Source organism: Rhodococcus sp. 3258 (assembly GCF_031456475.1).
Taxonomy (GTDB): domain Bacteria; phylum Actinomycetota; class Actinomycetes; order Mycobacteriales; family Mycobacteriaceae; genus Rhodococcoides; species Rhodococcoides fascians.
The window spans coordinates 65,381-90,634 of the sequence record NZ_JAVDUT010000012.1; the positions used below are offsets into that span (position 1 = coordinate 65,381).

Annotated in this window: 25 protein-coding genes; 14 read left to right on the forward strand and 11 right to left on the reverse strand. The window is 62.7% G+C overall.

Annotated elements, in window-relative coordinates; all coding sequences use genetic code 11:
* Positions 1–60 precede the first annotated feature (60 nt).
* Complete coding sequence (locus tag J2X62_RS24070; protein WP_222068397.1) at positions 61–591, reverse strand: GNAT family N-acetyltransferase; 531 nt, start codon at positions 589–591, stop codon at positions 61–63.
* Positions 592–707: 116 nt separating this feature from the next.
* Between J2X62_RS24070 and J2X62_RS24075 the strand changes: the two genes are divergently transcribed.
* The 5 genes from J2X62_RS24075 (at position 708) to J2X62_RS24095 (ending at position 5,867) form a co-directional block, all read left to right on the forward strand.
* Positions 708–1,568, forward strand: a complete 861-nt coding sequence (locus J2X62_RS24075) for an ABC transporter permease (protein WP_080733420.1) — start codon at positions 708–710, stop codon at positions 1,566–1,568.
* A gap of 3 nt (positions 1,569–1,571) precedes the next feature.
* The gene (locus J2X62_RS24080; protein WP_032406964.1) at positions 1,572–2,291 is read left to right on the forward strand and encodes an ABC transporter ATP-binding protein; all 720 of its coding nucleotides are present in this window, start codon (positions 1,572–1,574) and stop codon (positions 2,289–2,291) included.
* A 36-nt stretch (positions 2,292–2,327) separates the two neighbouring features.
* On the forward strand, positions 2,328–3,374 hold the full coding sequence (locus J2X62_RS24085; protein WP_310183936.1) for an ABC transporter substrate-binding protein: 1,047 nt from the start codon (positions 2,328–2,330) through the stop codon (positions 3,372–3,374).
* A 28-nt stretch (positions 3,375–3,402) separates the two neighbouring features.
* On the forward strand, positions 3,403–4,506 hold the full coding sequence (locus tag J2X62_RS24090) for an LLM class flavin-dependent oxidoreductase (protein WP_310183938.1): 1,104 nt from the start codon (positions 3,403–3,405) through the stop codon (positions 4,504–4,506).
* Between the two features lie 104 nt (positions 4,507–4,610).
* Positions 4,611–5,867 (forward strand): ATP-binding protein, encoded by a 1,257-nt coding sequence (locus J2X62_RS24095; RefSeq protein WP_238325079.1) that lies wholly within the window; start codon positions 4,611–4,613, stop codon positions 5,865–5,867.
* 37 nt (positions 5,868–5,904) lie between these two features.
* Here the strand turns inward: J2X62_RS24095 and J2X62_RS24100 are convergent, their stop codons facing one another.
* The 4 genes from J2X62_RS24100 to J2X62_RS24115 are packed head-to-tail and all read right to left on the reverse strand — an operon-like array spanning position 5,905 to position 9,902.
* The gene (locus J2X62_RS24100) at positions 5,905–7,038 is read right to left on the reverse strand and encodes a serine hydrolase domain-containing protein (protein WP_310183941.1); all 1,134 of its coding nucleotides are present in this window, start codon (positions 7,036–7,038) and stop codon (positions 5,905–5,907) included.
* Positions 7,028–7,654, reverse strand: coding sequence for a TetR/AcrR family transcriptional regulator (locus tag J2X62_RS24105; protein ID WP_310183945.1), 627 nt, complete (start codon positions 7,652–7,654; stop codon positions 7,028–7,030). Before J2X62_RS24105 ends, J2X62_RS24100 begins: the two co-directional genes overlap by 11 nt.
* A complete protein-coding gene (locus J2X62_RS24110) occupies positions 7,651–9,213 on the reverse strand; it encodes a class I adenylate-forming enzyme family protein (protein WP_310183948.1) in 1,563 nt (520 codons plus the stop codon). Before J2X62_RS24110 ends, J2X62_RS24105 begins: the two co-directional genes overlap by 4 nt.
* 26 nt (positions 9,214–9,239) lie before the next feature.
* Positions 9,240–9,902, reverse strand: a complete 663-nt coding sequence (locus J2X62_RS24115; protein WP_027497814.1) for a nitroreductase family protein — start codon at positions 9,900–9,902, stop codon at positions 9,240–9,242.
* Positions 9,903–10,085: 183 nt separating this feature from the next.
* On the opposite strand from J2X62_RS24115, the gene J2X62_RS24120 reads away from it, so the two are divergent.
* Entirely contained in the window at positions 10,086–12,011 is a 1,926-nt protein-coding gene (locus J2X62_RS24120; protein WP_310183950.1) for an NAD(P)/FAD-dependent oxidoreductase, read from the forward strand.
* Positions 12,012–12,020: 9 nt separating this feature from the next.
* On the opposite strand, the gene J2X62_RS24125 is transcribed toward J2X62_RS24120, so the two are convergent.
* Positions 12,021–12,692, reverse strand: coding sequence for a hypothetical protein (locus J2X62_RS24125; protein WP_094623297.1), 672 nt, complete (start codon positions 12,690–12,692; stop codon positions 12,021–12,023).
* Positions 12,693–12,955: 263 nt separating this feature from the next.
* On the opposite strand from J2X62_RS24125, the gene J2X62_RS24130 reads away from it, so the two are divergent.
* Entirely contained in the window at positions 12,956–13,480 is a 525-nt protein-coding gene (locus tag J2X62_RS24130; protein WP_094623240.1) for a hypothetical protein, read from the forward strand.
* A 23-nt stretch (positions 13,481–13,503) separates the two neighbouring features.
* Positions 13,504–14,019 (forward strand): hypothetical protein, encoded by a 516-nt coding sequence (locus tag J2X62_RS24135; RefSeq protein ID WP_256991827.1) that lies wholly within the window; start codon positions 13,504–13,506, stop codon positions 14,017–14,019.
* Between the two features lie 64 nt (positions 14,020–14,083).
* Here the strand turns inward: J2X62_RS24135 and J2X62_RS24140 are convergent, their stop codons facing one another.
* Together J2X62_RS24140 and J2X62_RS24145 are read right to left on the reverse strand one after the other, a co-directional pair.
* Complete coding sequence (locus tag J2X62_RS24140) at positions 14,084–14,857, reverse strand: hypothetical protein (protein ID WP_094623239.1); 774 nt, start codon at positions 14,855–14,857, stop codon at positions 14,084–14,086.
* Between the two features lie 43 nt (positions 14,858–14,900).
* Positions 14,901–15,776: a helix-turn-helix transcriptional regulator gene (locus tag J2X62_RS24145; protein WP_283542270.1), complete on the reverse strand. Its 876-nt coding sequence runs from the start codon at positions 15,774–15,776 to the stop codon at positions 14,901–14,903.
* Positions 15,777–15,862: 86 nt separating this feature from the next.
* Here J2X62_RS24145 and J2X62_RS24150 point away from each other — a divergent pair, with 86 nt between their 5' ends.
* The gene (locus J2X62_RS24150) at positions 15,863–16,648 is read left to right on the forward strand and encodes an SDR family NAD(P)-dependent oxidoreductase (protein ID WP_094623237.1); all 786 of its coding nucleotides are present in this window, start codon (positions 15,863–15,865) and stop codon (positions 16,646–16,648) included.
* A gap of 75 nt (positions 16,649–16,723) precedes the next feature.
* Here the strand turns inward: J2X62_RS24150 and J2X62_RS24155 are convergent, their stop codons facing one another.
* Positions 16,724–17,338: a uracil-DNA glycosylase gene (locus tag J2X62_RS24155; RefSeq protein WP_310183956.1), complete on the reverse strand. Its 615-nt coding sequence runs from the start codon at positions 17,336–17,338 to the stop codon at positions 16,724–16,726.
* Between the two features lie 421 nt (positions 17,339–17,759).
* Between J2X62_RS24155 and J2X62_RS24160 the strand changes: the two genes are divergently transcribed.
* The 5 genes from J2X62_RS24160 to J2X62_RS24180 all read left to right on the forward strand — a co-directional run bounded on the left by J2X62_RS24160 (position 17,760) and on the right by J2X62_RS24180 (position 22,625).
* On the forward strand, positions 17,760–18,053 hold the full coding sequence (locus J2X62_RS24160) for a hypothetical protein (RefSeq protein WP_094623235.1): 294 nt from the start codon (positions 17,760–17,762) through the stop codon (positions 18,051–18,053).
* Positions 18,054–18,290: 237 nt separating this feature from the next.
* The gene (locus J2X62_RS24165; protein ID WP_283542272.1) at positions 18,291–20,741 is read left to right on the forward strand and encodes an AAA family ATPase; all 2,451 of its coding nucleotides are present in this window, start codon (positions 18,291–18,293) and stop codon (positions 20,739–20,741) included.
* Positions 20,738–21,094, forward strand: a complete 357-nt coding sequence (locus tag J2X62_RS24170) for a hypothetical protein (protein WP_283542273.1) — start codon at positions 20,738–20,740, stop codon at positions 21,092–21,094. The genes J2X62_RS24165 and J2X62_RS24170 overlap by 4 nt, the downstream gene beginning before the upstream one ends.
* A gap of 20 nt (positions 21,095–21,114) precedes the next feature.
* Positions 21,115–22,059, forward strand: coding sequence for a hypothetical protein (locus tag J2X62_RS24175; RefSeq protein WP_283542274.1), 945 nt, complete (start codon positions 21,115–21,117; stop codon positions 22,057–22,059).
* A complete protein-coding gene (locus tag J2X62_RS24180) occupies positions 22,056–22,625 on the forward strand; it encodes a hypothetical protein (RefSeq protein ID WP_283542275.1) in 570 nt (189 codons plus the stop codon). Before J2X62_RS24175 ends, J2X62_RS24180 begins: the two co-directional genes overlap by 4 nt.
* Before the next feature lie 79 nt (positions 22,626–22,704).
* Here J2X62_RS24180 and J2X62_RS24185 read toward each other — a convergent pair whose 3' ends face one another.
* The gene (locus J2X62_RS24185) at positions 22,705–24,285 is read right to left on the reverse strand and encodes a hypothetical protein (RefSeq protein WP_310183962.1); all 1,581 of its coding nucleotides are present in this window, start codon (positions 24,283–24,285) and stop codon (positions 22,705–22,707) included.
* Between the two features lie 61 nt (positions 24,286–24,346).
* Positions 24,347–25,171 carry a hypothetical protein gene (locus J2X62_RS24190; protein ID WP_283542277.1) on the reverse strand — a complete coding sequence of 275 codons (825 nt, stop codon included), beginning with the start codon at positions 25,169–25,171 and terminating at the stop codon, positions 24,347–24,349.
* Positions 25,172–25,254: the final 83 nt, after the last annotated feature.

The window sequence follows — 25,254 nt, forward strand, 5'->3', positions numbered from 1 at the left end:
ACCGCGGTCACCGGCCGGTGTCGGGGAACCGACGCGGAGGTGAACGTCGCATGATGTGCGTCAGCGATCCTCGCGCAACAATGCGTAGACGAGCGTGTCGGTCCACTCGCCCTTGCACCACCAGTTTTGGCGGAAGTGCGCTTCCTGACGCATCCCGACCCGGGCGGCCAACCGGGCCGACGCGTCGTTGCGTCCATCCATCTGTGCGCTGACCCGGTGGATCTGGGGCAGTGAGAACACGTGCTCGATCAACGCATCGACCGCCTCGGTCGCGTAACCACGACCGGCCACGGCAGGGGAAAACGTCCAGCCGAGTTCGACGAGTGCCGGCGAACCGTCAACGAGCCATGCTTCGACGTTGCCCACCACCGTCCCGTCGTGTTCGACGACCATGGCGAGCGCCTGAGTGTGCAATCCGGATCGCTTCATCCGCTTACCCACCGCCGCAACAGCGTCGGCATGGGTCCACGCTTCGTGGAGGAGATAGCGGCACACCTCGGGATCGCTGTAGTACGCGAGAACCCTGTCTGCGTCGTCTGGTTCGTAAAGGCGAAGCGTCAGGCGCTCGGTGTGGATGGGCTCGACTGTCATATGTCCGATTCTGCCCGACCTAGATTCACGCTGATTCGAACCCTGGCCCCGGACCCCTCTCGTAACGGAGGGTGGTGAGTCGAAGCTGATCGTCATCAAGTGGAAGGCACGTGAACATGGTCGTGACGTCGTACGCCGCTCCCGCGGGACCTGTGGACACGCGGCGCAGCGTCGTACCGAAGGTCGACCCGGTTTCCGCCTCGTCCAAAACGCCACTGTGGCAGCGATACCGATGGACCGTCCTGCGCGCCTTGTCGCCGATCGTCCTCCTCGTCCTCTGGCAGATCGCCAGTGCTGCCGGAGTTCTCTCCGAACGAGTGTTGCCCGCACCGTCCCTGATCTTCGACGCGGGCCTGGAATTGCTGCGCAACGGTGAATTGGCAGACGCGTTGGCCATTTCCGGAACGCGAGTGGTTCAAGGACTCCTGCTGGGCGGGCTGATCGGGGTGGCACTCGGGGCGCTCGTCGGACTGTCGAAGCTCGCCGAAGCAACCGTCGACCCGCCGCTGCAGATGCTGCGTGCACTCCCGCACCTCGGGTTGATCCCACTGTTCATCCTGTGGTTCGGAATCGGCGAGACTCCCAAGATTCTGCTCGTCGCTCTCGGAGTGGCATTTCCGTTGTACCTCAACACGTTCTCGGCCATCCGCCAGATCGATCGCGACTTTCTCGACACCGCAGTTGTCCTCGGTTTCTCGTGGCGACAGCGATTCACCACCATCATTCTGCCGAGCATCGCGCCCCAGCTGTTGGTGGGACTTCGGCAGTCGTTGGCCATCGCGTGGCTGTCGTTGATCGTGGCCGAACAGATCAATGCAGAATCCGGGCTCGGCTACATCATCAACAATGCGCGGGACTTCCTGCGTGTGGACACCATCATCTTCGGTCTCGTCGTCTACGCGCTGATGGGAATCGGCACCGACGGAATCGTCCGAATCCTCGAAAAGCGAGCCCTCCGTTATCGATTGGACGCGTGAGCCATGACTACGACGACCACTTCCGTCGCCACCCTGCACGGCATCGACAAGTTCTACGGATCCAGTCACGTGTTGAAGGGTGTCGACCTGTCCATCGAGCGCGGCGAAATCGTCTCGCTGGTCGGACGATCCGGCTCCGGTAAGTCGACCATCCTGCGTGTCCTGGCCGGACTGTCGACCGACCACACGGGGGAGCGGCACGTCGCCGGACATCCTGCAGTCGCGTTCCAGGAACCACGCCTGTTCCCGTGGCGGTCTGTTCGTCAGAACGTCTCCTACGGTCTGAACACCGCAGGCGTCACCGGCAACGAAGCATTGACTGCTGCGGACGCGACCCTCGACGAGGTGGGGCTGGCCGAGAAGCGAGACGCTTGGCCACTCACATTGTCCGGTGGGCAAGCTCAGCGCGCTGCGCTGGCGCGGGCATTGGTGGGGGAGCCCGAACTGCTGCTCCTCGACGAACCGTTCGGCGCGCTCGACGCACTGACCCGACTGACCATGCAGTCACTTCTGCTCGACCTGTGGGGACGGCACCGCTTCGGCATCCTCCTGGTCACGCACGATGTCGACGAGGCGATCGCGCTGGCCGATCGTGTTGTGGTGCTCGAGAACGGCGCAGTCTCGGACACTGTCACCGTCGATCTGCCCCGCCCCCGCGATCGCGGAACGCCGGGCTTCTCCCGCCTTCGCACCCATCTGCTCGGAGCTCTCGGAGTTCACTGACCGTCCAATTCGGAACCTGACAAGGATCTTTCACGCATGTCGTCATACGCTCGTCCTCGTTCTCTGCGCGCACTCGGTGTGCTCACTGCCCTGTCCTTGACGGTCGTCGGACTCACCGGTTGCGTCTCTCGTGGTGGCGACACCACTTCCACCGAAGCCCCCGAACTCGTCTCCAACGATCAACTCGCCACAGTCACCCTCGACGTCGGCGACCAGAAGGGTGGCACCGAAGCCCTGCTGCGCGCGTCGGGTGAGCTCGACTCGGCTCCCTACGATGTCGCGTTCTCCACCTTCACCTCCGGACCGCCACAGGTGGAGGCCGCAACGGCCGGCCAGATCGACTTCGCGGTCACCGGAAACACGCCGCCCGTGTTCGGCGTAGCAGCCAACGCGCGCATCAAGGTCGTCTCCGCCTACACCAACGACGCGAGTGGCGATCAGATTCTCGTGCCGCCGGATTCGACTCTCGGGTCGTTCGCCGACCTGCGCGGCAAGAAGATCGCAGTGGGCAAGGGAAGTTCGGCGCACGGCCACGTGCTGCTGCAGTTGCAGAAGGCCGGCTTGACCACCGACGACGTTCAGCTGGTGTTCCTTCAGCCTGCCGATGCGCTGACGGCATTCACCTCGGGTGAGGTCGACGCCTGGGCGATCTGGGATCCGTTCACCGCGATCGCGCAGGTGCAAAACGGCTCGAAGACACTGACCACTGCCGAGGGTGTGGCCAACGGCTACGGTTTCGGGATCGCGTCCCAGCAGGCGCTGGATGATCCGGCGAAGAACACCGCCTTACAGGACTTCGTGGTTCGTCTGGCCAAAGCCTCGGCCTGGGCGGAGAAGAATCCGGCCGAGTGGGCGGCGGCGTACTCCACGGCCGTCGGCATCGACCCCGCCGCGGGTGAATTGGCGCAGGGGCGAAGCCAGCGACCAGCAATTGCGTTGGACGACAGTGTGATCGAGTCCGAGCAGGCGCTCTTCGATGTATTCGTCGAGAGCGGAAGCATCCCTGGCGGCAACACATTCGCAGACTTCGTCGACACGCGTTACAACGACGCCATCGCCGCCGCGACCGCCTCCACCAACTGATCACCCACCACGTCGTAGGAGTTCACTCGTGACCGCACGCATTTTCTGGTTCCTCCCCACCGCTGGCGACGGCCGCTCCATCGTCGGTGCATCTCACGCGTCGGCCAACATCGTCGAACCTGCCGGGTTCCGTCGTCCGTCGCTGCGGTACCTCACGGAGGTGGCTCAGGCCGCGGACCGCCTCGGCTACGAGGGAGTGTTGACTCCGACCGGAACCTGGTGCGAGGACGCCTGGTTGACCACAGCCGCGCTACTGCAGAGCACCCGACGGTTGAAGTTCCTTGTCGCCTTCCGTCCCGGCCTCACGCCGCCCACGTTGGCGGCGCAACAGGCAGCGACGCTGCAGCGGTTCTCGGAAGGCCGGGTGCTGTTCAACATCGTCACCGGCGGCGACGACGTCGAGCAGCGTCGTTTCGGGGATTGGATCGACCACGATCGGCGATACGCTCGCACCGACGAATTCCTCGGACTGGTGCATCGGATCTGGACGGAGACGTCGGTCGACCACGAAGGCGAATTCTTCAAGGTCGCAGATGCACGCGTGTCGGAGGCCCCGGACCCGTTGCCCGAGTTTTGGTTCGGCGGTTCCTCCGATCCCGCACTCGCTGTCGCGGCCAAGCACGTCCAGACGTATCTGACGTGGGGCGAGCCTCCGGCCGACGCCCGCGCCAAGATCGAGAAAGTGCAGGCGCTCGCGGACGCCGAGGGCCGCAAGCTCACCTACGGCATTCGCCTGCACACCATCAGCCGCGACACCTCCGAAGAGGCCTGGGCCGTCGCACAAAAGCTGCTCGACGAGCTTCCCGAGGAACAGGTGTTGGCGGCGCACGCGCTGCACTCGTCGTCGCAGTCCGAGGGACAGCGCCGGATGGCCGCATTGCACGGGGGCAGCAAGGATTCGCTCGAGATCTACCCGAACCTCTGGGCCGGAGTCGGTCTCGTTCGAGGCGGTGCCGGCACCGCGCTGGTTGGTTCGCACGAGGAAGTTGCCAACCTGATCGGGGAGTACCACGACGCCGGATTCGACGAGTTCATCCTGTCGGGCTACCCACACCTCGAGGAGGCGTACCACTTCGCCGAGGGAGTACGCCCCATCCTCGACGCACGAGGAATCACGGTTCCCGCGCGCTAGAGCACGTGGGATCGAACCCGCCGGGTCTGCGCAGTTGGGAAATCTGTCCAGTAGATGGTGTGAAAAATGGATGATAGACGAGGGCAAATCTGTATGATGGCTGCGTGTCCAGTGCCATGTACGTCCCGCGAATCGTGGACGAGGAGCTCGACGACCTCCTCCCTCACCTAGCCGCGATCAACCTCGACGGTGCGAAGGGCGTCGGCAAGACCGCTACCGCCACCCGCCGTGCGAAGTCGGTTCTCGAACTCGACAACGCGGTGGATCGGCAGCTGATTTCTGCGGACCCAGATCTGCTCGCGAGATCGGCGCGCCCCATGCTTATCGATGAATGGCAACGATTCCCGCCGTCATGGGATCTGGTTCGCAGAGCCGTGGACAACGATGCGTCGGGTGGGCAATTTCTGCTGACGGGAAGCGCGCCGCCTTCCGACGCTGTCGTCCACTCCGGTGCAGGCCGAATTGTCCGTGTACGAATGTGGCCTCTGAGCTTCGCCGAACGTCGGCCGTCGGATTCGGCTGTATCCCTGAAGGACTTGCTGTCTCCCCGGCAGGTGACTATTTCGGGTTCGACCGAGACCGTGCTCGGCGATTACATCGAAGAAGTGCTGGTTTCCGGCTTCCCTGGCATCCGTCGTCTCGCCGGTCGCGCGAATCGCGCAGCTTTGGACGGCTACCTGCACGCGATCATCGAACACGACTTTCCGGAGCAAGGCCACGTGGTTCGACGTCCGGAATCCCTTCGTGCCTGGATGACTGCATACGCCGCAGCCACATCGACCACAGCATCCTGGGAGTCGATCAGGGATGCGGCAACGCCGGGTGCGACCCACAAGCCAACCCGTCAAACATCGATCAACTATCGCGATGTGCTCAGTCGCCTGCGCATGCTGCATGACGTAGAAGCATGGTTGCCGCAGGATAATTCGTTGGGGAAGCTAGCCAAGGCACCTAAGCACCATCTAGTGGACCCAGCCCTGTGCGCTCGATTGCTCGGCGTGACAGCTGAGTCCCTGTTGACGCCTGGCGGCTCGGCGGGCGTCAGATTGGGGCACCTTTTCGAGTCGTTCGTAACGCAAAGCCTCGAGGTGTACGCGCAAGCGAACGAGGCGAGGCTGTTTCATTTCCGTGGCAGGACTGCCGAAGTGGATCTGATCGTCGAGCAAGGCGATGGATCGTTCATCGGCATCGAGGTGAAAGTCTCGCCCGATATCACGGACCACGATGTCCGACATCTGAAGTGGCTTCGGAGCGCAGTGGGCAGTCGAATGAGGGACGCGATCGTAGTGACGACAGGTCCTCACGCTTACCGCCGACAGGACGGTATCGCGGTGATTCCGTTGGCTTTGCTCGCGCCTTAGCCGGTCCTCGGCCGCTCGGAGTCGGTGATACGCACTGTCAGCAGATTCCGGCGTACACCGGCCGGACGTACTCCTCCGCTCGGTCGGAGCCGATGATTCCTGGACCCATTCGGTTCATGACATAGGAGATGGTCAGCTTCGACTCCGGGTGCAGAACGGTCAGCGATCCGCCCCAGCCTCCCCAGAAGCAGATTTTGCCGTCGGGGATGTAGGGCATCGATTCCTGTTGCGGCAGAGCGAAACCCAGTCCGAAGCGCAACGGAATGCCCAGCGCCAGATCGATTCCGTTGGATTGCTCCTCGAAGATCGTGTCGATCGTCTCCGGGCTGAGCAGGCGTACGCCGTCCACGGTTCCGCCGCGGGAGATGACCGACAGGATTCTCGCGACCGATCGCGCGTTTCCGTGTCCGTTCAAGGCGCCCATGTCTGCGGCACGCCACGCCGGGGTGTTCGCTGACGAGGCCTGCACCAACGGTCCGAGAAAGGTCCTGCGACGCACCATCGTCGGATCGGGCACGGCATCATCGGTCGGTGGGGGCGGCGGAACAACCTCGGCGATCCGGACCCAGTCGGCCTCGGCGGCACCGATCTGGAAGTCGGCACCGAGTGGCCCGGCAATCTCGTCGGTGACGAACTGCCGCAACGGCTTTCCGGTGACGCGGCGGACCACTTCGCCGATCAAGTGCCCCTGACTTGCTGCGTGATACCCCGATGTGGTGCGCGAGTCCCACCACGGAGCTTGCTCAGCCAGACGCGAGGTAGAGAGTTTCCAGTCGTAGAGGTCCTCTTCGCTGAACGGCCTGTCCCATCCCGACACTCCGGAAGTGTGCGACAGCAAATGCCTAACCGCGATGTCCTGCTTGCCTGCGGCTGCGAACTCGGGCCAGTACGTCGCGACCGGTGCATTGGGATCGAGCACTCCGCGGTCGATCAGCATCAACGCCGCCAGGCACGTCACCATCTTCGTCGTCGACCACACGTTGGTGATCGTGTCCGACTCCCACGGCAGTGTGCGCTCGGTGTCGCGATACCCGCCCCAGAGGTCGACAGCGGTGTGGCCGTCGATGTCGACCACGATGGACGCGCCGAGTTCGTCGCCACTGTCGAGGTTGGCCACCAACTTCTCGCGCACGCCCTCGAAGCTCGGGTCGCAGTGACCGTCAATTGCCATGTGATGCCCCTAGAACGCGGTGTACGGCCAGTTCGACGTAGTTGTCGGCGACGTCCTCAATGCTCAGTTCCCCGCCGTCGTGGAACCAGTTGCTGATGCCGTTGAGCATGTCGGTCAGAGCGAACGAGGCCAATCGTGCATCCGGGACGGTGAATTCACCGCTTCGCATTCCGGCGGTGATCACGTCGCGGACGCGTCGTTGGTACTGGCGGCGATAGTCCTCGACAACAGTGCGGTGCTCGGGGGTGAGCGAGGCCAACTCGTGCAGGCCCACGATGTACTCCACCCGTCGCCGGTTCAGATGCACCAGGTGCGCACGCACCAGAGACGACATGCGTTCGGTGGGGGTTCCGGCCGCGTCGAGCAGTGGCAGGTTCTCCTCGGCCGGCTCCTGTGTCACCGTCAGGCAGATCGCGAACAGGATGTCTTCCTTGGACGGGAAGTGGTGGTAGAGGCTGGCACCCTTGATGCCGACGGCGTCGGCGATGTCGCGCATCCCCACGTTCGAGTAGCCCTCGCGCGCAAAGATATTCGCAGCGTTGGCGACGATGTCTTCTCGGCGTTGCCGGGTACGTAGCTGCCGTGGGAGTGGAGTCACAGCATCGGGCTGAGTCATACGGTTTCCTCGACCGTCGCCAACAGTCGCAGTTCCCGCTTGAGGATTTTGCCCTGCGGGTCGACGGGCAGCTCGGCCACGATGTGTACCGATTTCGGGGCCTTGTACGACGCCAACTCGGTGCGGCAGTACTCGATGATCGCGGCCGGGTCGGCGGTCACCCCGTCGCGCGCGATGACGAAGGCGGTCACGGCCTCGGACCAGTACGGGTCGGGCACTCCGACGACGGCGGCGCGCAGCACATCCGGATGCGTGTGGATGATGCGTTCCACTTCCTGCGACGACACGTTCATCCCTCCCGACTTGATCATGTCCTTCATCCGATCGTAGAAGAACAGGTTGCCGGCGGTGTCGATGCGCACCATATCCCCGGTGTGTACCCAGCCGTCGCGGAACACCTCCGCCGTGCGCTCGGGGTCCTTGAAGTAGCCCAGCATCACCGATGGAGTGCGACAGAGCAATTCACCGATCTCGCCCTCGTTGCCCGCGGGGTCGACCACTTTGATCTCGAGGTGGGTGACGGGCTTTCCGATCCACGACGCGTCGCCGTCGGGAATGTCGTCGAGGGTCGAGAACCAGCCCACCGAGCCGAGTTGCGAAAGTTCCGACTGTCCCCAGTAGGTACCCCAGATGGCCTCGGGTGCGGCGGCGGCCCAGGCGCTGATCGTGTGCGGTGACACCTGGCCACCGTAGGTGAGGCAGCGCCTCACCTGGCTCACTGCCTCCGGGCCGAACTGCTCGTCACGGGCCAGGGCCAGGTAGAACGTGGGAGTTTGTGCGATGACAGAGATCTTCTCGGCCGCGATGATGCGCAGCGATTGCGCCGGGTCGACCGTCGCGGGCAGCACGAGGGTGGCACCCATCAGGGTGAGGGTCGTCATCGAGCCGAGTCCGGCGATAGTGTGGAAGGGCATGACGAACAGCCAGGTGTCCTCCGGCCCGGTGCGCAGGCCCCAGCTCCACGCGGGCGCGGTGGAGATGAGGAAGTTGCGGTGCGGGATCATGACGCCCTTGGGAGCCGCTTCGGTTCCAGAGGTGTAGATGACCATCGCGACGTCGTTCTCGTCCATCTCGACGTCCGGCTCGGTGGACGGTGTGTTCGCCGTCAGTGCGGTGTATTCGGGACCGAACGTCACCAGGGTGGTTGTGTCCGGCTTCACCGAGGAGATGATCTCGGCGTAGGCCGGATCGGCCACCACCACAGTCGGTTCCGCGTGTTCGAGTTGATGCTTCACCTCGGCGGCGCGATACATCACGTTGATGCCGGTGAAGGCCGCTCCGGCTTTGAGCGTGCCGTAGTACGCCACCACCACATCGACGCTGTTACGAGCCATCGATGCGACGCGGTCACCTGCTGTCACCCCGAGATCGACCAGCAAGTTGGCGAACTGGTTTGCGCGAGAATCGAGTTCGCCATACGTGGTGACCTCGCGGGTGCCGTCCGCCGCGTAGCTGATGAACGCAACCTTGTTCGGCTGAGTCCGCGCATGGCGACGCAGCTGATCGCCGATGGTGGCGCGGCCGATGGGGGAGCGGTGGTGGATGGCAGTACCGGGCACGGCGGACTCCTTCAGATGCTGTGGTTTTACAGTGCAGGCGAGAGCGCAGCGGAGTCGAACATCGGCTGCGAGAACGTCTCTGCCGCAACGATCTGCTCGACGGGATCGCGTGTGAGCTTGCGCGGGAACGACTTCTCGGGATAACCGACGGCGATGTGCGCGGCGGTGATGTAGTCGTCCGGGATGCCGAGCAGTTCGCGAATGGCGGGTTCCTCGTGGCACAGCAAAGTCGTCACCGCGGTTGCGACGCCCTGATCTCGCAGGCTCAGGCACAGGTTCTGCACGGTGGGGTAGATGGATGCGCCGCCGACGACGGAGAGTCGGCCGAGTTCGTGGTCGGTGGGGTGCAGTCCGTCCAACGCTGCGCAGACCACCACGATGGCGGGCACCTCGTGAAGGTGACGGGCGAAGTAGTCGGCGTCCTGCACGGTCTTGGGCAGAGCGCCAACGGCGACGGTTCCGCCGGTGATGCCGGCGAAGTAGGCGTCCCACATCGGGAGGTAGAGGTCAGCGAGGGCCTGCTTGCGGGCGGCGTCGCGCACGACGATCCATCGCACGGGCTGACGATTGCCGCCCTGCGGGCCGAAGCGGGCGACGTCGAACGCGGCCTTGAACACCTCGTCGGGAACAGGATCGCTGAGGTACCGCCTGCAGGTGCCGGTGGTGCGCATCGCCTCGGTGAGTTCCATGGGTGTTTCCCTTCGCCTGTCCGCTGTTAGGTAGTGCCATGAAGCATCGTGTGGCGTGGGCCACATTGTCAAGGGTTCAAATGCTGTGAATCTGAGGATCGCGAAACCCTTGCGCCAAATTGCCTAACCGTGGTTAGTTGAGCTGTCGAAGTCGGATTGAGCAGCTCGCAATAGGAGGTACCGGTGTCCACAGACGCAGCAACGGCAGCGGAAACCGTGGGTGGGGTAGATCGGGATCGGCTCTCGCGGGCTCTCACCGCGGCCAACCTCCCCACGCTGGTGGCGGTGCTCTATCAGTTGACCGGCGATCGCACGTGGCTCGCCGATCCATACCGCCCCACGCGTAGTCGAGGCATGGACAACAACGACACGGGCGGATTCGACGACGCCGTTGCCGACCGCATCCGCTCCGCAGCACTCGACGCGATCTGCGCGTTCCACGAGGGTGCGCCAATGGCGGTGCCGTCACCCGATTCGGAGCACCTGGTCGAGATGATCAGCGTGGCCGTCGGTGAGCAGGTTCCTCCCGAGTTCGGCGTCATGGTCGCCGAGGACATGGGCTTCACCGCCTCGGACACTCCGGTGGCCGCGCCGAACGATCTGTCGGTCATCGTGATCGGTGCCGGTGTCTCCGGCATGCTCGCCGCCATCAAGCTGCACGAGGCGGGCATCAGTCACGTGGTGCTGGAGAAGAACTCCGACGTGGGCGGCGGCTGGTTCGAGAACACTTACCCCGGTGCGGGTGTCGACACCCCCAGTCACCTGTACTCCTACTCCTTCGCGCCGCGGGCCTGGAGCACGCACTTCGGCAAGCGTGACGAGGTGTGGGAGTACCTCAGCGATGTCGCGTCCGAACACGATCTGCGGCAACGCATTCGCTTCGACACCGAGGTGGCGACCGCGGAGTACGACGCCCAGCGACAGGTCTGGACCGTCACGACGGTCGACGGCGAAACGCTGACCGCCGACGTGGTAATCACCGCTACTGGTCAGCTCAATCGGCCAAAGGTGCCCCACATTCCCGGGCTCGAGTCGTTCGACGGCCCGATCTTCCACACGGCGAACTGGCCGGCCGATCTGGATCTGACCGGTAAGCGCGTCGCCATCGTCGGAACCGGGGCCAGTGCCATGCAGGTGCTGCCGGCCATCGCGTCGACGGTGGGGCATGCGACGGTCTTTCAGCGTTCGCCGCAGTGGGTGTCGTCGAGTGACGTGTACTTCACCGAGATGGGCGACGACGCCAACTACCTGATGGATGTCGTTCCGCTGTATCGGCTCTGGTACCGGACCAGGCTGGCCTGGAACTTCAACGATCGTGTGCACAGCTCGCTGCAGGTCGATCCCGAATGGGAGCATCCGCAGCGCTCGATCAACCCGATGAACGACGCGCATCGACGCGTCTTCACCCGCTACATCGAAGCCGAGCTCGAGGGCCGACCGGACCTGATCGAGAAGTCGCTTCCCGATTACCCGCCCTTCGGCAAGCGGATGTTGCTCGACAACGGCTGGTACGCCGCGCTCAAGCGCGACAACGTCACGCTCATCGCCGACGCCGTGTCGTCGATCACCGCGAACTCGGTGGTGGCACGGGATGGTTCGGAGACCGAGATCGATGTGGTGATCCTCGCGACCGGCTTCGAGACCCACAAGCTATTGACGCCGATCGATGTGCGCGGACGATCAGGGGAGTCCATCCGCGATATCTGGGGCCCGGAAGATGCGCACGCGTACCTCGGCATCACCGTCCCGGACTTCCCGAACTTCTTCATCACCTGCGGTCCCGGAACAGTGTTGGGCCACGGGGGCAGCTACATCACCATCGCCGAATGTCAGGTCCGCTACATCGTCGATGTGCTGATCGACATGGTGGACAAGCGAATCGGAGCCATCGAGTGCAAGGCCGACGTGGAGACGGAGTATGTCCGCAAGCACGACGAGGCGCACGCGAAGATGATCTGGTCGCACGGCGGTATGGACAACTGGTACCGCAACGACGCCGGACGCGTTGTCTCGACACTGCCGTGGAGGATCGTCGACTACTGGGAAATGACGCGGCGAGCCGATCTCGACGACTTCGTCACCGAGGCTCGACGGGACCAGCTCGCGTGAAAGCCGTTCTCAGAACGCGATGTTGACGTCGCGGGAGATCACAAAGCCGTGGTCGCCGCTGTAGCAGGCAATGCCGCCCTCGGTGGAGCGGCAGAAGGTGCCGGTCACTCCGATGACCTGGCCGTACTCGAGTACTCGAGGCTCTCCGCTGCTCGGATCTCCGACGAAGATGCCTTGATTGGTGCAGATCTGTTCGACGGTGTCGTCCTGGTTGATCTTCACCCCGTAGGTGTTGTTCGCGGCGTTGGCGCACTCACGTCCGGTGTTTCCCGGCACCGAGTAGCGCACCTGACAGCCCACGATGGTTCCGGGTGCGTTGGATGAGTTGAAGCCGCAGAACACGTTGCCGCTGGGGGACTGGAAGAAGTATTGGCTGCCGGGTTGTTCGTAATCGCGGGCATCGACGTTGACGTCGTCGCGGTTCGGGGCAGGTGGCACAGCGGGGATGCCTTGCTCGACGGGTATAGCCGGCACCGGGGCAGCGTCGGGGATCTCTCCGGTGGGTCCGGGGCCACTGCCGCCGTTGGAGTCGGTGTAGCCGTTGGCCGACGGAGCTGCGGCTGCAGTGGTGGTGGGCGGTGACGCGGTTCCTGTGGGTTCCTCGGATCCGCAGGCGATGGCTGCGAAGCCGGTCGCGGCGATCAGTGCGCACGTGGCCACGACTCTGCGGACTCGACTCATTTTGTTCGTCCTCACCGGCGTCTGCACAGTGCATCACCTCTGATCAGAGAATCGAACGGGCCAAGTGGTCTGTTAACGTCTTTCGTGTCACGACCCCGTCACGAATCGGTATACGAGTGGTCCTTTTGTCGCGGTGGCTGCGAGGGTGGGTCGGGTAACGGCTCGAGCAGCGCTCGATGTTTCAGGTTCGGGCTCGAATGAGTGGTCCGGTGCCCCGAGCGAACCGGTATCCCATTGTGCGACATGAGCGGAAGGCGTGCGGTATGCGAAAGACGTTGCGGCGAGCGGTCGTATCGATCGCACTGACAGTTCCGTTGCTGCTCGGCATCGGCCTGGGAACGGCTGTGGCAGCGCCGCAGAGCACGCTGCTGCAGGTTCCAGTAGTGACCGGTTTTCAGATCGCGCCCGGTGCGGTGCCCGGTGGGTTGTTTCAGACCATTCCGATGAAGGCCACGGTCGGGACCGAGCCGGGTGTTCTGCTGTTGTCCGCGGCGAATATCGCGCCGTATGCAGACCAGTATCCGTACCGAAGTCTCGGTGTGACTTGGCGGAACTGGGACATCGGGTTTCGTGGAACCGTAGGACTGCGGCACTGGCAGGACAACCCCAACCCGGGCCCGCCGAACGACCTCCCGCCGCTGCGCGCAGAACAGTTACCACTCGAGGTCGCGCTGCCCACGGGTAGTGGCTGGGTCGAGATCACCGTGACGCACTACCGCGAGTACTACGACAGTGCGCCGTACGCCGACACTCTGATCCCGGGCAAAGGCTTGATTTACGTGCCCTGAGCGCACCTACGAAAGGAAACTCGATGAGGAAAACGATCCGCTGCGGCGTCGCCGCCCTGGCGCTGTCCGCCCCCCTGGCCTTCGGCGTAGGTGTCGGAACTGCAACCGCTGCGCCGCAAGAGTCGGTACTGCAAGTGCCTGTTGTCACGGGGCCGGAATTCGTCCCTGCGGGCGTTCCCGGCGGACTGATTCAGACCATTCCGATTCGCGCGGTGGTCGGGGAGAAGCCGGGTGAGGTGCGTTTCTCGGCCGCCGACATCCGGCCGTACTACTACCAGTTCGCTTACCGGCATCTGACGGTCAACTGGCGCAACCTGTCCACCGGTGAGGCAGGCTCCGCCGGCTTGCGGCACTGGAACGACGAGATCGATCGGACGCAGCCGGCCAATCAGGGTGGTCCGCAGGCCTATCGCCTGCCGACCGAGGTGACGGCTCGAACGGGTGCGGGTCCGGTATTCGTAACGGTGACCCACGACCGCGAGAATCCCGATGCGTCGAATGCTCTGATCCCCGGGCTGGGTGTGTTGTTGGTGCCGTGATGTGGCAACGGTCGTTGTGCTGCAATACGTTCCACGCTCGAATCTGCCTGATCTGCCAGCTGATTCAGAACAACGTGGGCGCGGTGTAGCGGCCGTTCCGTGCTTCGCTGAGTCGGGCGCTCCAGCGCTGCACGAGCCACATTTCGACGAGCTCGGGGCTGGTGCCGATGTCCGTGGCCCATGCGGTGATGAGGTCGACGTAGCGGTCGTAGCGGCGACGAGTGAATCCGGTGACGGACGGGTCTTCGAGCCACCCTTCGTGGATGAGGGTCGAGACTCCGTACTGATCGATCAGCTGCGCCGGCCCGCCGTAGACCGACGCTTTCACTGCCCACAGGAACGTGGCCATGAGGGACATTCCGACGCCGGGGGCATCGGGCCAGCCGGACCAGGTGGAGTTCGGGTGGTCGGGCACTGCGCGGTTGCGGACGCAGCTATCGAGCACGCCAAGAGTCTTGGCGACAGGGTTCTCGTCGGGTCGGCTGAGGTGTGGGTTCATGACGTCGGGGAATCGCCGCATCGCTCTGCGGTGGCGATGGCTGCCCTGCCACGCCGCGCAGAGAAACAGCAGTCCGAGCGAATCATGTTCGCCTACAGTCAGATCGGTGCCGATTCTAAGATCGTTGCGCTGCACGGTGGCACCGCCGTACTCGACGATTTCTCCGTCGAGGTTACGGCCACGCAGCCGAAGATCGTGGCCTGCGCGGTCGAGGTGGCCGTTCCACCAATCCAGGTCCACCTCCACACCGTCGTCGAGGACGTGCAGGTCGTAGCTGCGGTGCTGACACCACTGCACACAGGCCGTGGGAGGCGGAAACCCCTCGTCGAGTCGTGACATACCGCCATCGAAGCATCGGGTACCGACAGATCGAAGGCTGCTGTCACTCGGTGCGGGTCCCGGCTGGCTTGTCGTGGTGATCAGTTTCCTTCGGTCCGATCATTGCCAGTAGCGCCAATTTGTCGGCATCGGGGCTGCCGGCAGCGGCGGTATACAGGATCAGGTGTTGGTCGAGTTCGACGAGTTTCAGCGAATCGCAGTCCACCGTGATCTCTCCAACGGGGGTGTTCCGAAAGGTCTTTCGCAGGGCGGGGGAGACTGCGACGTCGTGTCGTTCCCACAGTCGCGCGAAGTCGGGGCTGCCCTCGCGCAGTTCGGTGACGAGGTTGTGCACAGTCTCGTCTGTGGGATATCGGGTGAGTGCGGTGCGGAGTTCGTTGACGGCGCTGTGGCGGAAGTGGACGTCGTCGGAGATGCCGTAGAGCCGCTCGCCCGGCTGCTCGGTGCCGAGGAAAGCTTTGCGAGCAAGGTTGCGATCACGAGGGGCCAGCGCACCGAAATCCTCCATGAGCGCTGCTGCGAGATCGTTCCAGGCGAGTACCTCGAACGCGGCCGACATGACGATGCCGGCGGTCTGCGGTAGCCGTTCCAGAAGCGTGAGAATGCTGGGCCGAACATCGCGCCGGTGCACACCTGATCTCGCGGGTGCGGTGCCCGCCAGCGCGTGCAGATGGTCGGACTCGGTGTCGTCGAGGTACAGGGCAGCCGCGATGCCTGCCAGCACTTCTGCCGACGGGCGTGGTGCGCGGCCTTGTTCGAGGCGCACGTAGTACTCCGTGGAAATATGCGCGAGCACGGCTAGTTCTTCACGGCGAAGACCCGGGGTCCGGCGGCGAGGGCCGGACGGAAGACCCACATCCTGCGGTTGAAGCTTTTCGCGGCGGCTACGGAGAAACGCCCCGAGTTCCTGCTTGTCCATGAGCTCGATTGTGCCCCGATTTGGGCGTCGGACCCTAGTACCGTTTGTGCCTGTATCCGGTGTCGATGCGCCTTGATGCTTGCATCATGACCATCGAAACAGCTTCCAGTACAGCCGGCCTTCTGGCCGGAAAAATCATGTTCATCACCGGTGCAAGTCGAGGAATCGGTGCTGCTGCGGCTCAACTCTTCTCGGCTGAGGGTGCTGCTGTTGTGCTCGCCGCCCGCAACATCGATGCGCTCGATCAGCTCGTGACGACAATCCGAACTGCCGGGGGTACCGCCGACGCGGTCTCCATGGACCTCGCTGACTCTGGCAGCATCCGTGCCGCCGTCGCCCGCGTCGAGCAGCTGCATGGACGACTCGACGGCGCGTTCAACAACGGTGGCGTCAACCAGCAGCAGATAGGTCCGCTCGACACCACCACCGAAGACGACCTCGACGAGCAGTTCACCGTTAACTTCCGCGCTCACTGGACCGCGATGAAGGCCGAAGCCGCCTTTATGCGTCGGAGTGGCGGCGGTGCCATCGTGAACACTTCGAGCATCGGCAGCCGCCGTGCAGTTCCGCCGCTTCCGGCGTACGGGGCGATGAAGCGGGCGCTCAACAGCATCACCGAAACCGCAGCGGTCACCTGGGCCCCTGAGGGGATCCGCGTCAACGGTCTGATGCCCGGAGGCACTGCGACAGAAATGATGGACGAATGGGAGGCAAAGACACCCGGTGTCATCGCAGCCAGTAGCGCTGCGTCACCGATGGGTCGCATGGCCGAAGCCCGCGAAGTTGCAGAGGCCGCCGCGTGGCTGCTCAGTGACAGGGCTTCCGCGGTGACCGGGGCGATCGTGCCCGTCGACTGCGGTTCGGGGGCCTGATCCTGATTGCCACGCTCCGCTGCCGACAGGCCAGTTCGAACGGTAGATGCATCCGCGAGCGCGATCAGCTGTCGTCTATCGAAGCATCTCCGCGACCTGTGCGATAGCGGACTCAAAACGCTCCCGTCCGCCGCCCGTGTTCAACCCCCGTGCTGAACAGTGAGGAATCTTCCCTGGGACGACATAGAAATCCCGGTCGATTCCTGAGCGCGTCCAACCGTCACGAGCTGCGGCACCGAGCAAGAGAACGATCTCTATTCGTGGGCACAACTCAACGAAAGCCTTTGTCCATTGCACGGATCGAGTTCGCTCGGCAGGGGTGGAACCGCCATTCTTGATGCCTGCGACGGGGAAGGGAACTACATTCCAGTGGACCACGTCGGCATGTGAGACACCGTGGCGTTCATATGCTTCACGGCAATTGCGAGCCGTTCGGTCGTTGTTGTCCAGGCTCAGCATGCCCGATCCAGTGCCGCTCTCAGCTTTTGTGGAAGGGTTGTCGAGCAGCACCAACATTCGGGCGTCAATACCGCCCTGGTCTGGATCGACGTAGGGAACGTGGCCGTGCGGGAGACCGACGGAATCTGCGATGACGTCAGCCAGTAAGTTCAGCGGTCGAACGTGCGGATCTCTGATACGAGCAATTTTCTCGGCGACTACATCAGGGTCGGCGTTGCGTCCGTTCGGCATGCGGTAAGGATGACACGCCCATCCGACAGAAGCAGTGTTCTTCAATAGTTGAGAAGTCTGGGGGCTCGGGCAGCGCTCCTTTCGCACTGTTGTACCAAGCCGGTCGGCGTGTGCAGTTATGGTTGCAGCATCCAATTCGGCTGAGCAGCCTACAGGCGGATGTTGCGATCGAAATCGCGCAGGTCCGACGGTTCGATCCCGGTGCTTCCAGCGGACTCCGCCTGACCGGCTACCCATCCCTCCAAGTCACATCGCTCGAGGAGTGGAAATCAAACCATGAGCACGCTTCTCCGACCAGAGCCATCTGCTTCGACGGCTGTTGAGAATCGCCACACGACCGCTATGTCGAGAATTGGGGCTGTTTTAATTGATGAATGTGCAGATCAAAGACCTGTAGCCAACAAGCGTGAGGCATCGTGATATGACCAGATTTCGACTGCGCGACGATGCGCTCGACGTGCTCCTACGTGCCAATACGAACAGTTTTTCCTATGCCTTTCTTGATGGTGGGGTTGCCGAGTCCTCACCTGACTTCCTCATACGATGGGCAGAGTTAGGCGACGTCATCAGACGAATCGTCGAGCATCGGCACGACACTTTCGCGCACCACGAAGACATCATGGATGCTCTTTGCGATGGTTCAGGTGGCGGACTCGGGATACCGATAGTCGTGAGCGAGTTCGTGGCACGCGAACTAGTGGTTGCCGAAGAGTGATTGTCGCTTTATTTTCTTCGATCTGAGGGTCTGGCCCAATCCATCGACAATGCACAAAGCTGAAGACGCGAACGAATGGTGAGCTTGTAAAGCTCACCGATCACTGTCGCCGAATGACCTCCGGGCAACGGGCGATCCTGAGAGTTCAGCGCGGAGACATTGATGTACCTGCGAACTGTCGGTCCCGTATGGAACTGTTGGGTCTGGTTAGCCATCAGAACGAACAGGGGAGTGCCGGTGACCATTGCCGACAATGCTGTCGACAGGCCACTCGTCGACGTCGTGATCGATGCCATCGACGCGGATGCCGAGCTGTCCGAGGAGGTCAAGTACTTTATTTTGGCCGCACTCGAAGGGCCGACAGCACTACAAGAGCTGCTCGACGGCATCTCGACCCCGCACGTTCCGGAGCCAGCGGGTAGCAAGCTCGTCGAAGAGCCGGTCGGTGCATTTCTGACCTCGATCACTGTCGCGGGGTTCCGCGGTATCGGGCCGAAGGCAGCGCTGGAGCTACACCCCGCGCCGGGGATCACGATCGTCAGTGGCCGCAACGGATCGGGAAAGTCGAGCTTTGCCGAGGCACTCGAATTCGCGATTACCGGTTCGAGTTACCGCTGGGAGAACAAGGCCAAGCTGTGGGCCGATACCTGGCGCAATCTGCATCAGGGAGACCCGTGTGAGGTGCGGGTGGGGCTCACGATCGAAGGGTCCGAACCGACGATTGTCGGTGTCGACTGGACTTCCGATGCCGCGCTGAAGGGATGCTCCACCTGGACTCAGGTCGGAAAACAGAAGCGCAGCACCGGTACCGAAGCACTTGGGTGGAAGTCTGCCGTCGAATTACATCGCCCGATCCTGTCCTACGACGAAATCGGTGGACTGTTCGACGCGACGCCGTCCACCCTGCACGACGCCCTGGCCAAACTCCTCGGACTCGACGAGATCACCGATGCCGAGAAGCGACTGGCAGCGGTACTGAAGGAGATCAAGGGGCCCCGGCAACGAGCAGCAGAGAGCCTGCGCCAGCTCAAGACCTCGTTGTCGGATGCGTCGGACGATCGCGTGAAAACTGCTGCAGACCTGGTCAAGAAGCGGATTGCGGATCTCGATGCGGTGTTGGCGCTCGCCACCGGAGCCGACGCATCGGCCTCGCCTGCGCTCATCGGTTTGAAGCGGCTCGCAGCGTTGAGCGCCCCGACACAGCAGCGTGTCGACGAGGTGGTGGCGGAGCTCCGGGCAGCTGCGGCCGATACCGCGGATTCCGCTGATGAGGCACTGTCGGTGGTGGAGCAGCGCAACGATCTGCTCGATGCGGCCCTGAGACTGCACAGTAAGACGGGCACTATCGAGTGCCCGGTCTGTGCGACGGGGACGCTCGACGATGCGTGGGCCGAGCACTCGCGGGCGCAGCTTGCCGAGCAGAGCCAGAAACTGGCCGCCTACAAGAACAGCCGCCGCCGACTCGACCAAGCGCAACGCGCCGCAGTCGAACTGGGGAACGAAATCGCCGACGCCACCGCGGTGGAGGGCGTCGACCTGCCTTCCTTGTCCGAGTATCGGAAGTCCGTCGCCGCGGCGCGAGAGCAACCGTCGAGTTCTTCCGGTGTGGCGGACCACTTGGCTACGACAATGCCCGCGGTCATCGAGTCTGCTGAGGCGCTGCGCACCGAGGCCAGGGAAGCGGCGGCTCAGCGTGAGGACACCTGGGCGCCGATTGCTGGACGTCTGGCCGCGTGGGCAACTCTCGAATCCGCGGCGCGAGAGGCGGATGAGGCCGTCAAAAACGTCGACACGGCCAAGAAGTGGATTGCCTCGCATGCCAAGCAATTGAGGGACCAGCGGCTCGCTCCGATTGCCGAGCAGGCGCGCGACATTTGGGCGGAGTTGCGGCAGGAAAGCAATGTCGACATCGGTGCCATCAACTTGGTGGGCCACAACACCAGCCGGCGAGTGGTGATGACCGGCTCGGTCGACGGCGTGGAGTCCGAGGCACTGTCGGTGATGAGTCAAGGGGAGCTGCATGCGTTGGCATTAGCGCTGTTCATTCCGAGAGCGACCACGCCGAACAGTCCGTTTCGATTCATCGTGCTGGACGACCCGATCCAGGCGATGGATCCGGCGAAGATCGATGGCTTCATCAAGGTTCTGTCGACGCTCGCGAAGACCAGGCAGGTCATCGTGTTCTCGCACGACGACCGATTGGCCACAGCGATCAGGCAACTCGCGGTCGACGCTCGGCTCGTCGAGGTGATGCGCGAACCAGGTTCCAACATCAGTGTTTCCGAGACACAGAATCAAGCGACTCGGTATTTCAATGATGTGCGGGCATTGGTGTTGGACGAGAATGTGCCCGACGACGTCAAGCGTCGGGTTGCGCCGGGCTTGTTCCGATTGGCTTTGGAATCGGCTGCGCAGCAGGTGTTCTACGCAAAGCAACACCGGGCGGGAGAGTCTCGGATGGTGACCGAGGAGCGGTGGTCGGCAGTCCACAAGACTCGCAACAAGGTTGCGCTGGCCGTGCACCAGGATTCCGAACGCGACCTATCGCAGTGGCTGGGCTTTCGCACCGAACGCTTCCCGACGCTCCACATCGCGAACGCCGGCACTCACAAAGGTGCAGATCGGCCGATCACCTGGGAAGTGGTGAACGATTTGAAGAAGATGGTCGACGGGATCCTCGCCGAATGACTACTGCGACGTCGCCGGCAGTGGCGCTCAGGAACGCGGAAATGCTGCTCGACGGAAGTCACCCTGCTGCAGGCGGCTCCGCACGTCTGGCTGCCTTCCTTGCTCGCCAGGCGTTGGAGGAGTTGGTTATCGAGCGATGCGTGGCGCTAGGCGTGGACATCGAGCGACCGAGCATGCGCTCGCGGTTGGTGATTCTGAGGTCACTGGATACAGCTGAGAACGCCGACGCTGCCGCGATGGCATGGAACAGGCTGAGCAATGCCTGCCATCACCATGCGTACGAATTGGCACCCACGGTGGCGGAGGTGCGGCACCTGTGCGGAGTGGTTGCTGTGCTCTTGAACGGCGAATGAATCCGATCAAAGGAGATGGTATGGAAATGAACAAGAGCTTCTTCGTACTGTGGAACGGAAGTGACGAAGGCCTCAATCCTTCTGTTCGCGAGGAGATGATCGAAGAAACCGCTGCGGGTCTCACTTATCCGGATTTCTGGAGCTTCGGCCAAGGCTATGGCGATCCCCTGGTAGGGGATCGTGTTTTCATGCTGCGCACAGGCACAAATCGTGGCGTTGTAGCGGCCGGTGAGCTCATCTCGGACGGCATTTTCCCTGGCGAGCACTGGGGTGACAGCGGCCGCGAAGCAAAGTACGTCGACATCAGCTGGGACGTGATGCTTGCCGACGAAGACCGCCTACCAGTCGAAGAAGTGCAATCTGCTCTGACCGACTTCAAGTTCCCAGTATTGAACTCAGGTCGGCTGATCAAAGAGCCGTCGGCGTCCGTACTGGCCGAGCTGTGGGCGAGGCACATCGAAGACTTGGGCCGCGCCACCGACAACCCTTGGCTCGGCGGACGCAGAAGTGCTCCCGGCCAGCCCTCATCAAGACGTATTCCGTTGGAGGAAAACCGGATCAAGGAGTACTACGTCGAGAACTTCTCTTCTTACCGTGCGCGGCGTGCCGAGAGCGAAATGATGCATAGATTCGCGGCCACGCTGGTCAAGCGGAACTCGGACGTGAGTAGCTATCAGATGAAGGTCGATGATGGCGCGCGCTCGCTTCTTGCAGACGTTTTTGACCACACGGACAATGTTCTATACGAGGCCAAGGCATCTAGCTCACGAGAGGCTGTCCGAATGGCGTTGGGGCAGCTACTCGACTATCGAAGGCACATCGATTCGAAACCGGCGGTCTCAATGTTGCTTCCTGACAAGCCGGTCGATGATTTGCTCGCTTTGCTCTCGGAGCATGGGGTCGGGTGCGTGTACGAAGACTCAGGTCGATTCGTTCAGGAGTTGGCACCGGTGCATCAGCAATGATTCTCGAAGCCAACGGTCTTCGACGCCTTGTCGACGCGCATGTTGCCTATGACGCGGCGGCGTCCGAAGCCTACGACGAGGTCCTCTTCGACGTGGTGGCCCGAGTTGAGGACGCAAAGAGCCTGGGCAAAGTCGACATCGGAGCTTTGCTGTTCTGGAAGCGTTTGCGTGCAGATACGCCGTGGGTCATGGCATTGAACAGAACGCCGGACACCGTGGTCCGACAAGCAACTGGGGCAATGTATGTCGCAGCGAACAACGAGGTGACCGATACTGTATCGGCAGCCGGCGAGGCACGGAGTGCTCTGAGCGTCTTGCCGGGATTCTCCTCTGGCGACGCGTTGGCGTCGGCTCTGATCCTTGCTGCGGCACCGGAGCGCATGGCTGTTTTCGACAGGCGGGCCGTCGCGGCGCTGAAGGGTCTTGGCGTGAAAACTACAACGAGTCGCGGACAGTATCGACGCTACATGCAGATCGTGGAAGACATCAGAATGCAACTTGCAGCGCAGGACATTACGTGGCTCGCACGTGATGTCGACAAAGCCTTGTTCATGCTGGGGGGTTGATTCTGTTGTTCGTCAGCTGACGGGTGCGAACTGATGGTTCTCGTTGACTGCGAGATGACAAGCGCGCGAAGTCTGTGGTTCAGGACTCAGTCGAATCATCATTCGGCAGCAGTTCGTCGGGGTGGCGGTAGTCGCAGCCGATGTTGCTGGGCTCGCTGGCTCCTTGGTTGTCTCGGAACCAGGTGACGCAGGTTTCCGCCGCCAGACGTCGATCCTTGGTGAACAGGTAGCCGTCGGTGCAGTCGTCGAAATGAGGGGCGAGGTACCACCGATCGAGCTCGACATACTCCGTGGAGTAGTCGGCGAACATCAGATGGCCCAGTTCCACTCGCGAGCGCCGGACCATGAACACATCGTCGGCCATGACGATCAACTGGGCGCACACCACGTCGTTCTCGTCGTCTTCGCTGGGGATGTAGTCACTCGGACCAAGGTCAATGATAAGTGCGCACGGTTTGTCCGCGAGGGACTCGGTCAGCCACTCGGTCATGTAGATCCATGAATCGACCTCGATCCGCGCGCCGGATGCGGTGATGAACGCAATCAGTCGAGCGCCGGGTTCGACGGATGCAGCAAAGCCGTGGAGCATCTCTCCCTGGGGGTGGAGGTTGAGATCCTCGCTGTCGTTGCGATACAGAGTCTTTGCCGAGATCGGTGCAATGTGCACGTCGTCGTCCTGCGTGACCTCAACTGCCCATCCGGTGAAATCGTGTTCGAGGTCGGTGATGACGACGAATCGCTCCGACGACATGAATGAACCGAAATGCCAACCAGGGGAGACCGTTTCCGATGGAGGCGCGGTAGCCGGAAACGATCCGCTGACAGGGTATTCGTGGCGGTAGAACCGTGCGCGACTCACTCGGATGCGGGCAATGGAGAACTCGTTACTCAGGAGGTGCGCGGTCTTGGAGGACATCTCCGCCTCATCGACGCAGTTTCGGCCGGACCTGGGAATGTTCAGCTGAGCGCTGCCGCTTCCCGTCGATGTCGGGTACGAGGTCTCCCCAGGCAACGAGTATTGATCCAGATCCCGGCCTGGCCAGGGGTTGGGCACGACCTCAAGCGTGAGGATGCAGTCGTCGACACGGCTGTCGAGCACCTCCGCAAAGTTCGGTGCCAACCAGTGGACCGCTTGCTCGCCGTCGTTCCACAGGTCGGTTCGGCAGATCTGTACCGCCTGGACCGGCCAGTACACTTCGATGTCGCGAGCGACAGCGACGCCGGCCGACCCGGCGGCGAACCACCCGGTGTCTGGGATCTCTACGACGATCTGCCCATGCCCGGTGCTGCCTGAACGCACGCGTGCGTCAACAAGGTTGGGTGCGCTCGAACGTATTGACTGCAGAGTGGATTCGCCGAACTCGGCGGCAGACACGTCGAGGTCGATGGCCACCGTGTAGCCAGGGTCGCCAGGGGGAGTGCCATCGAGCCCGAACGCTCGCCGTTCGGTCAGCGAGTCCGCTTCGTCGACCGTCACGGAATTCCAGTCTTCGTCTTCGTTTTCGATGTCGATCTCGTCGTCGATGATCCAGGTCGAGCGCTCGACGTCGTAGCGTTGGTACGTGTCGAAGTCGGCGTCGCTCACACGAGCGACCGTCACGGTGTGGTCGCCGTCGTACGAGGCGTAGTAAAAGTACTGCGCGCCGCTGATGTCTGTCACCCAGTTCTCCTCGTTCTTGTCACACACGCACCGTGTCGGAAAAATACGACTCGAACGCCGGTCAGAAGAATCTGTCGCCGGTCCCGGGCGGTTCGCCGAACACGAAATGGCAGTGGTGGCACAGCCAGTACCCACGATTGTCCCAGTGCCGGTGAGGTTCTCTGGAGAACTCCCACGGTGAATCCGTTGTCGGCAGATCATCGGCATAGGGTCGCGAGACGTAGCCGACCGACCGGCGAAACGAACACCGTGGGCACGGCGGGTTCGCGGCGAACCGGAAGTCCAGATAGTTTGTGAATCCGCCGGCGCTCATCTTTACGTAGCAGGTCGTGCACAGCGCCGCAGACCAGTCTGAATAGTGATCGCCCACATGTGAATTGGCTTCACAGACGTAGGTGTGAATGCGTTCGCGTGCGTCGGTACGTGCCAGGTCGATGTTTTCGTCGCAGTGCGTGCATTGTCCGCCGCTGTTCATCATGACGCGTGCGGACTCGGCTGTGGTGGCCGATTCGATTCCGGCTTCGTACAGCCGTACTCCCCATCGTTGAGTCCCCAGAGTCTCCAACAGATAGCTGCCGGTGTCGTGATCGAGGGGTCCTGGATACGTCGGCAAGGACAGCCACCCGGGTAACGCAGGCAGCGTGACGAGGTTCCACTTGTCGGCGATGAAGAATCGGCCTCTTCCCGGGTCCCACCTGATGAGCTCGATACAGCCGAACAACCGCGGTTCCGTCTCGATGACTGTGATCAGGACGTCGTCCTGATGCATCTCTTCGTCGTATTTCCACGGGTCGTACCCGCACCTCGGATCCATGAGGGCGATTACGGCGTCCTTCCACGGAGCGCCGTACGCGATGAACGCCCGCTGCCCGACGAAGAGCTGCATCGGCTCCGGGGGGGGGGGGGGGGGGGGCGATTTGGTGCGAAGGCGGCCAGGGGCGATATTGGACGCGTTGCTGGCCGAGCGCG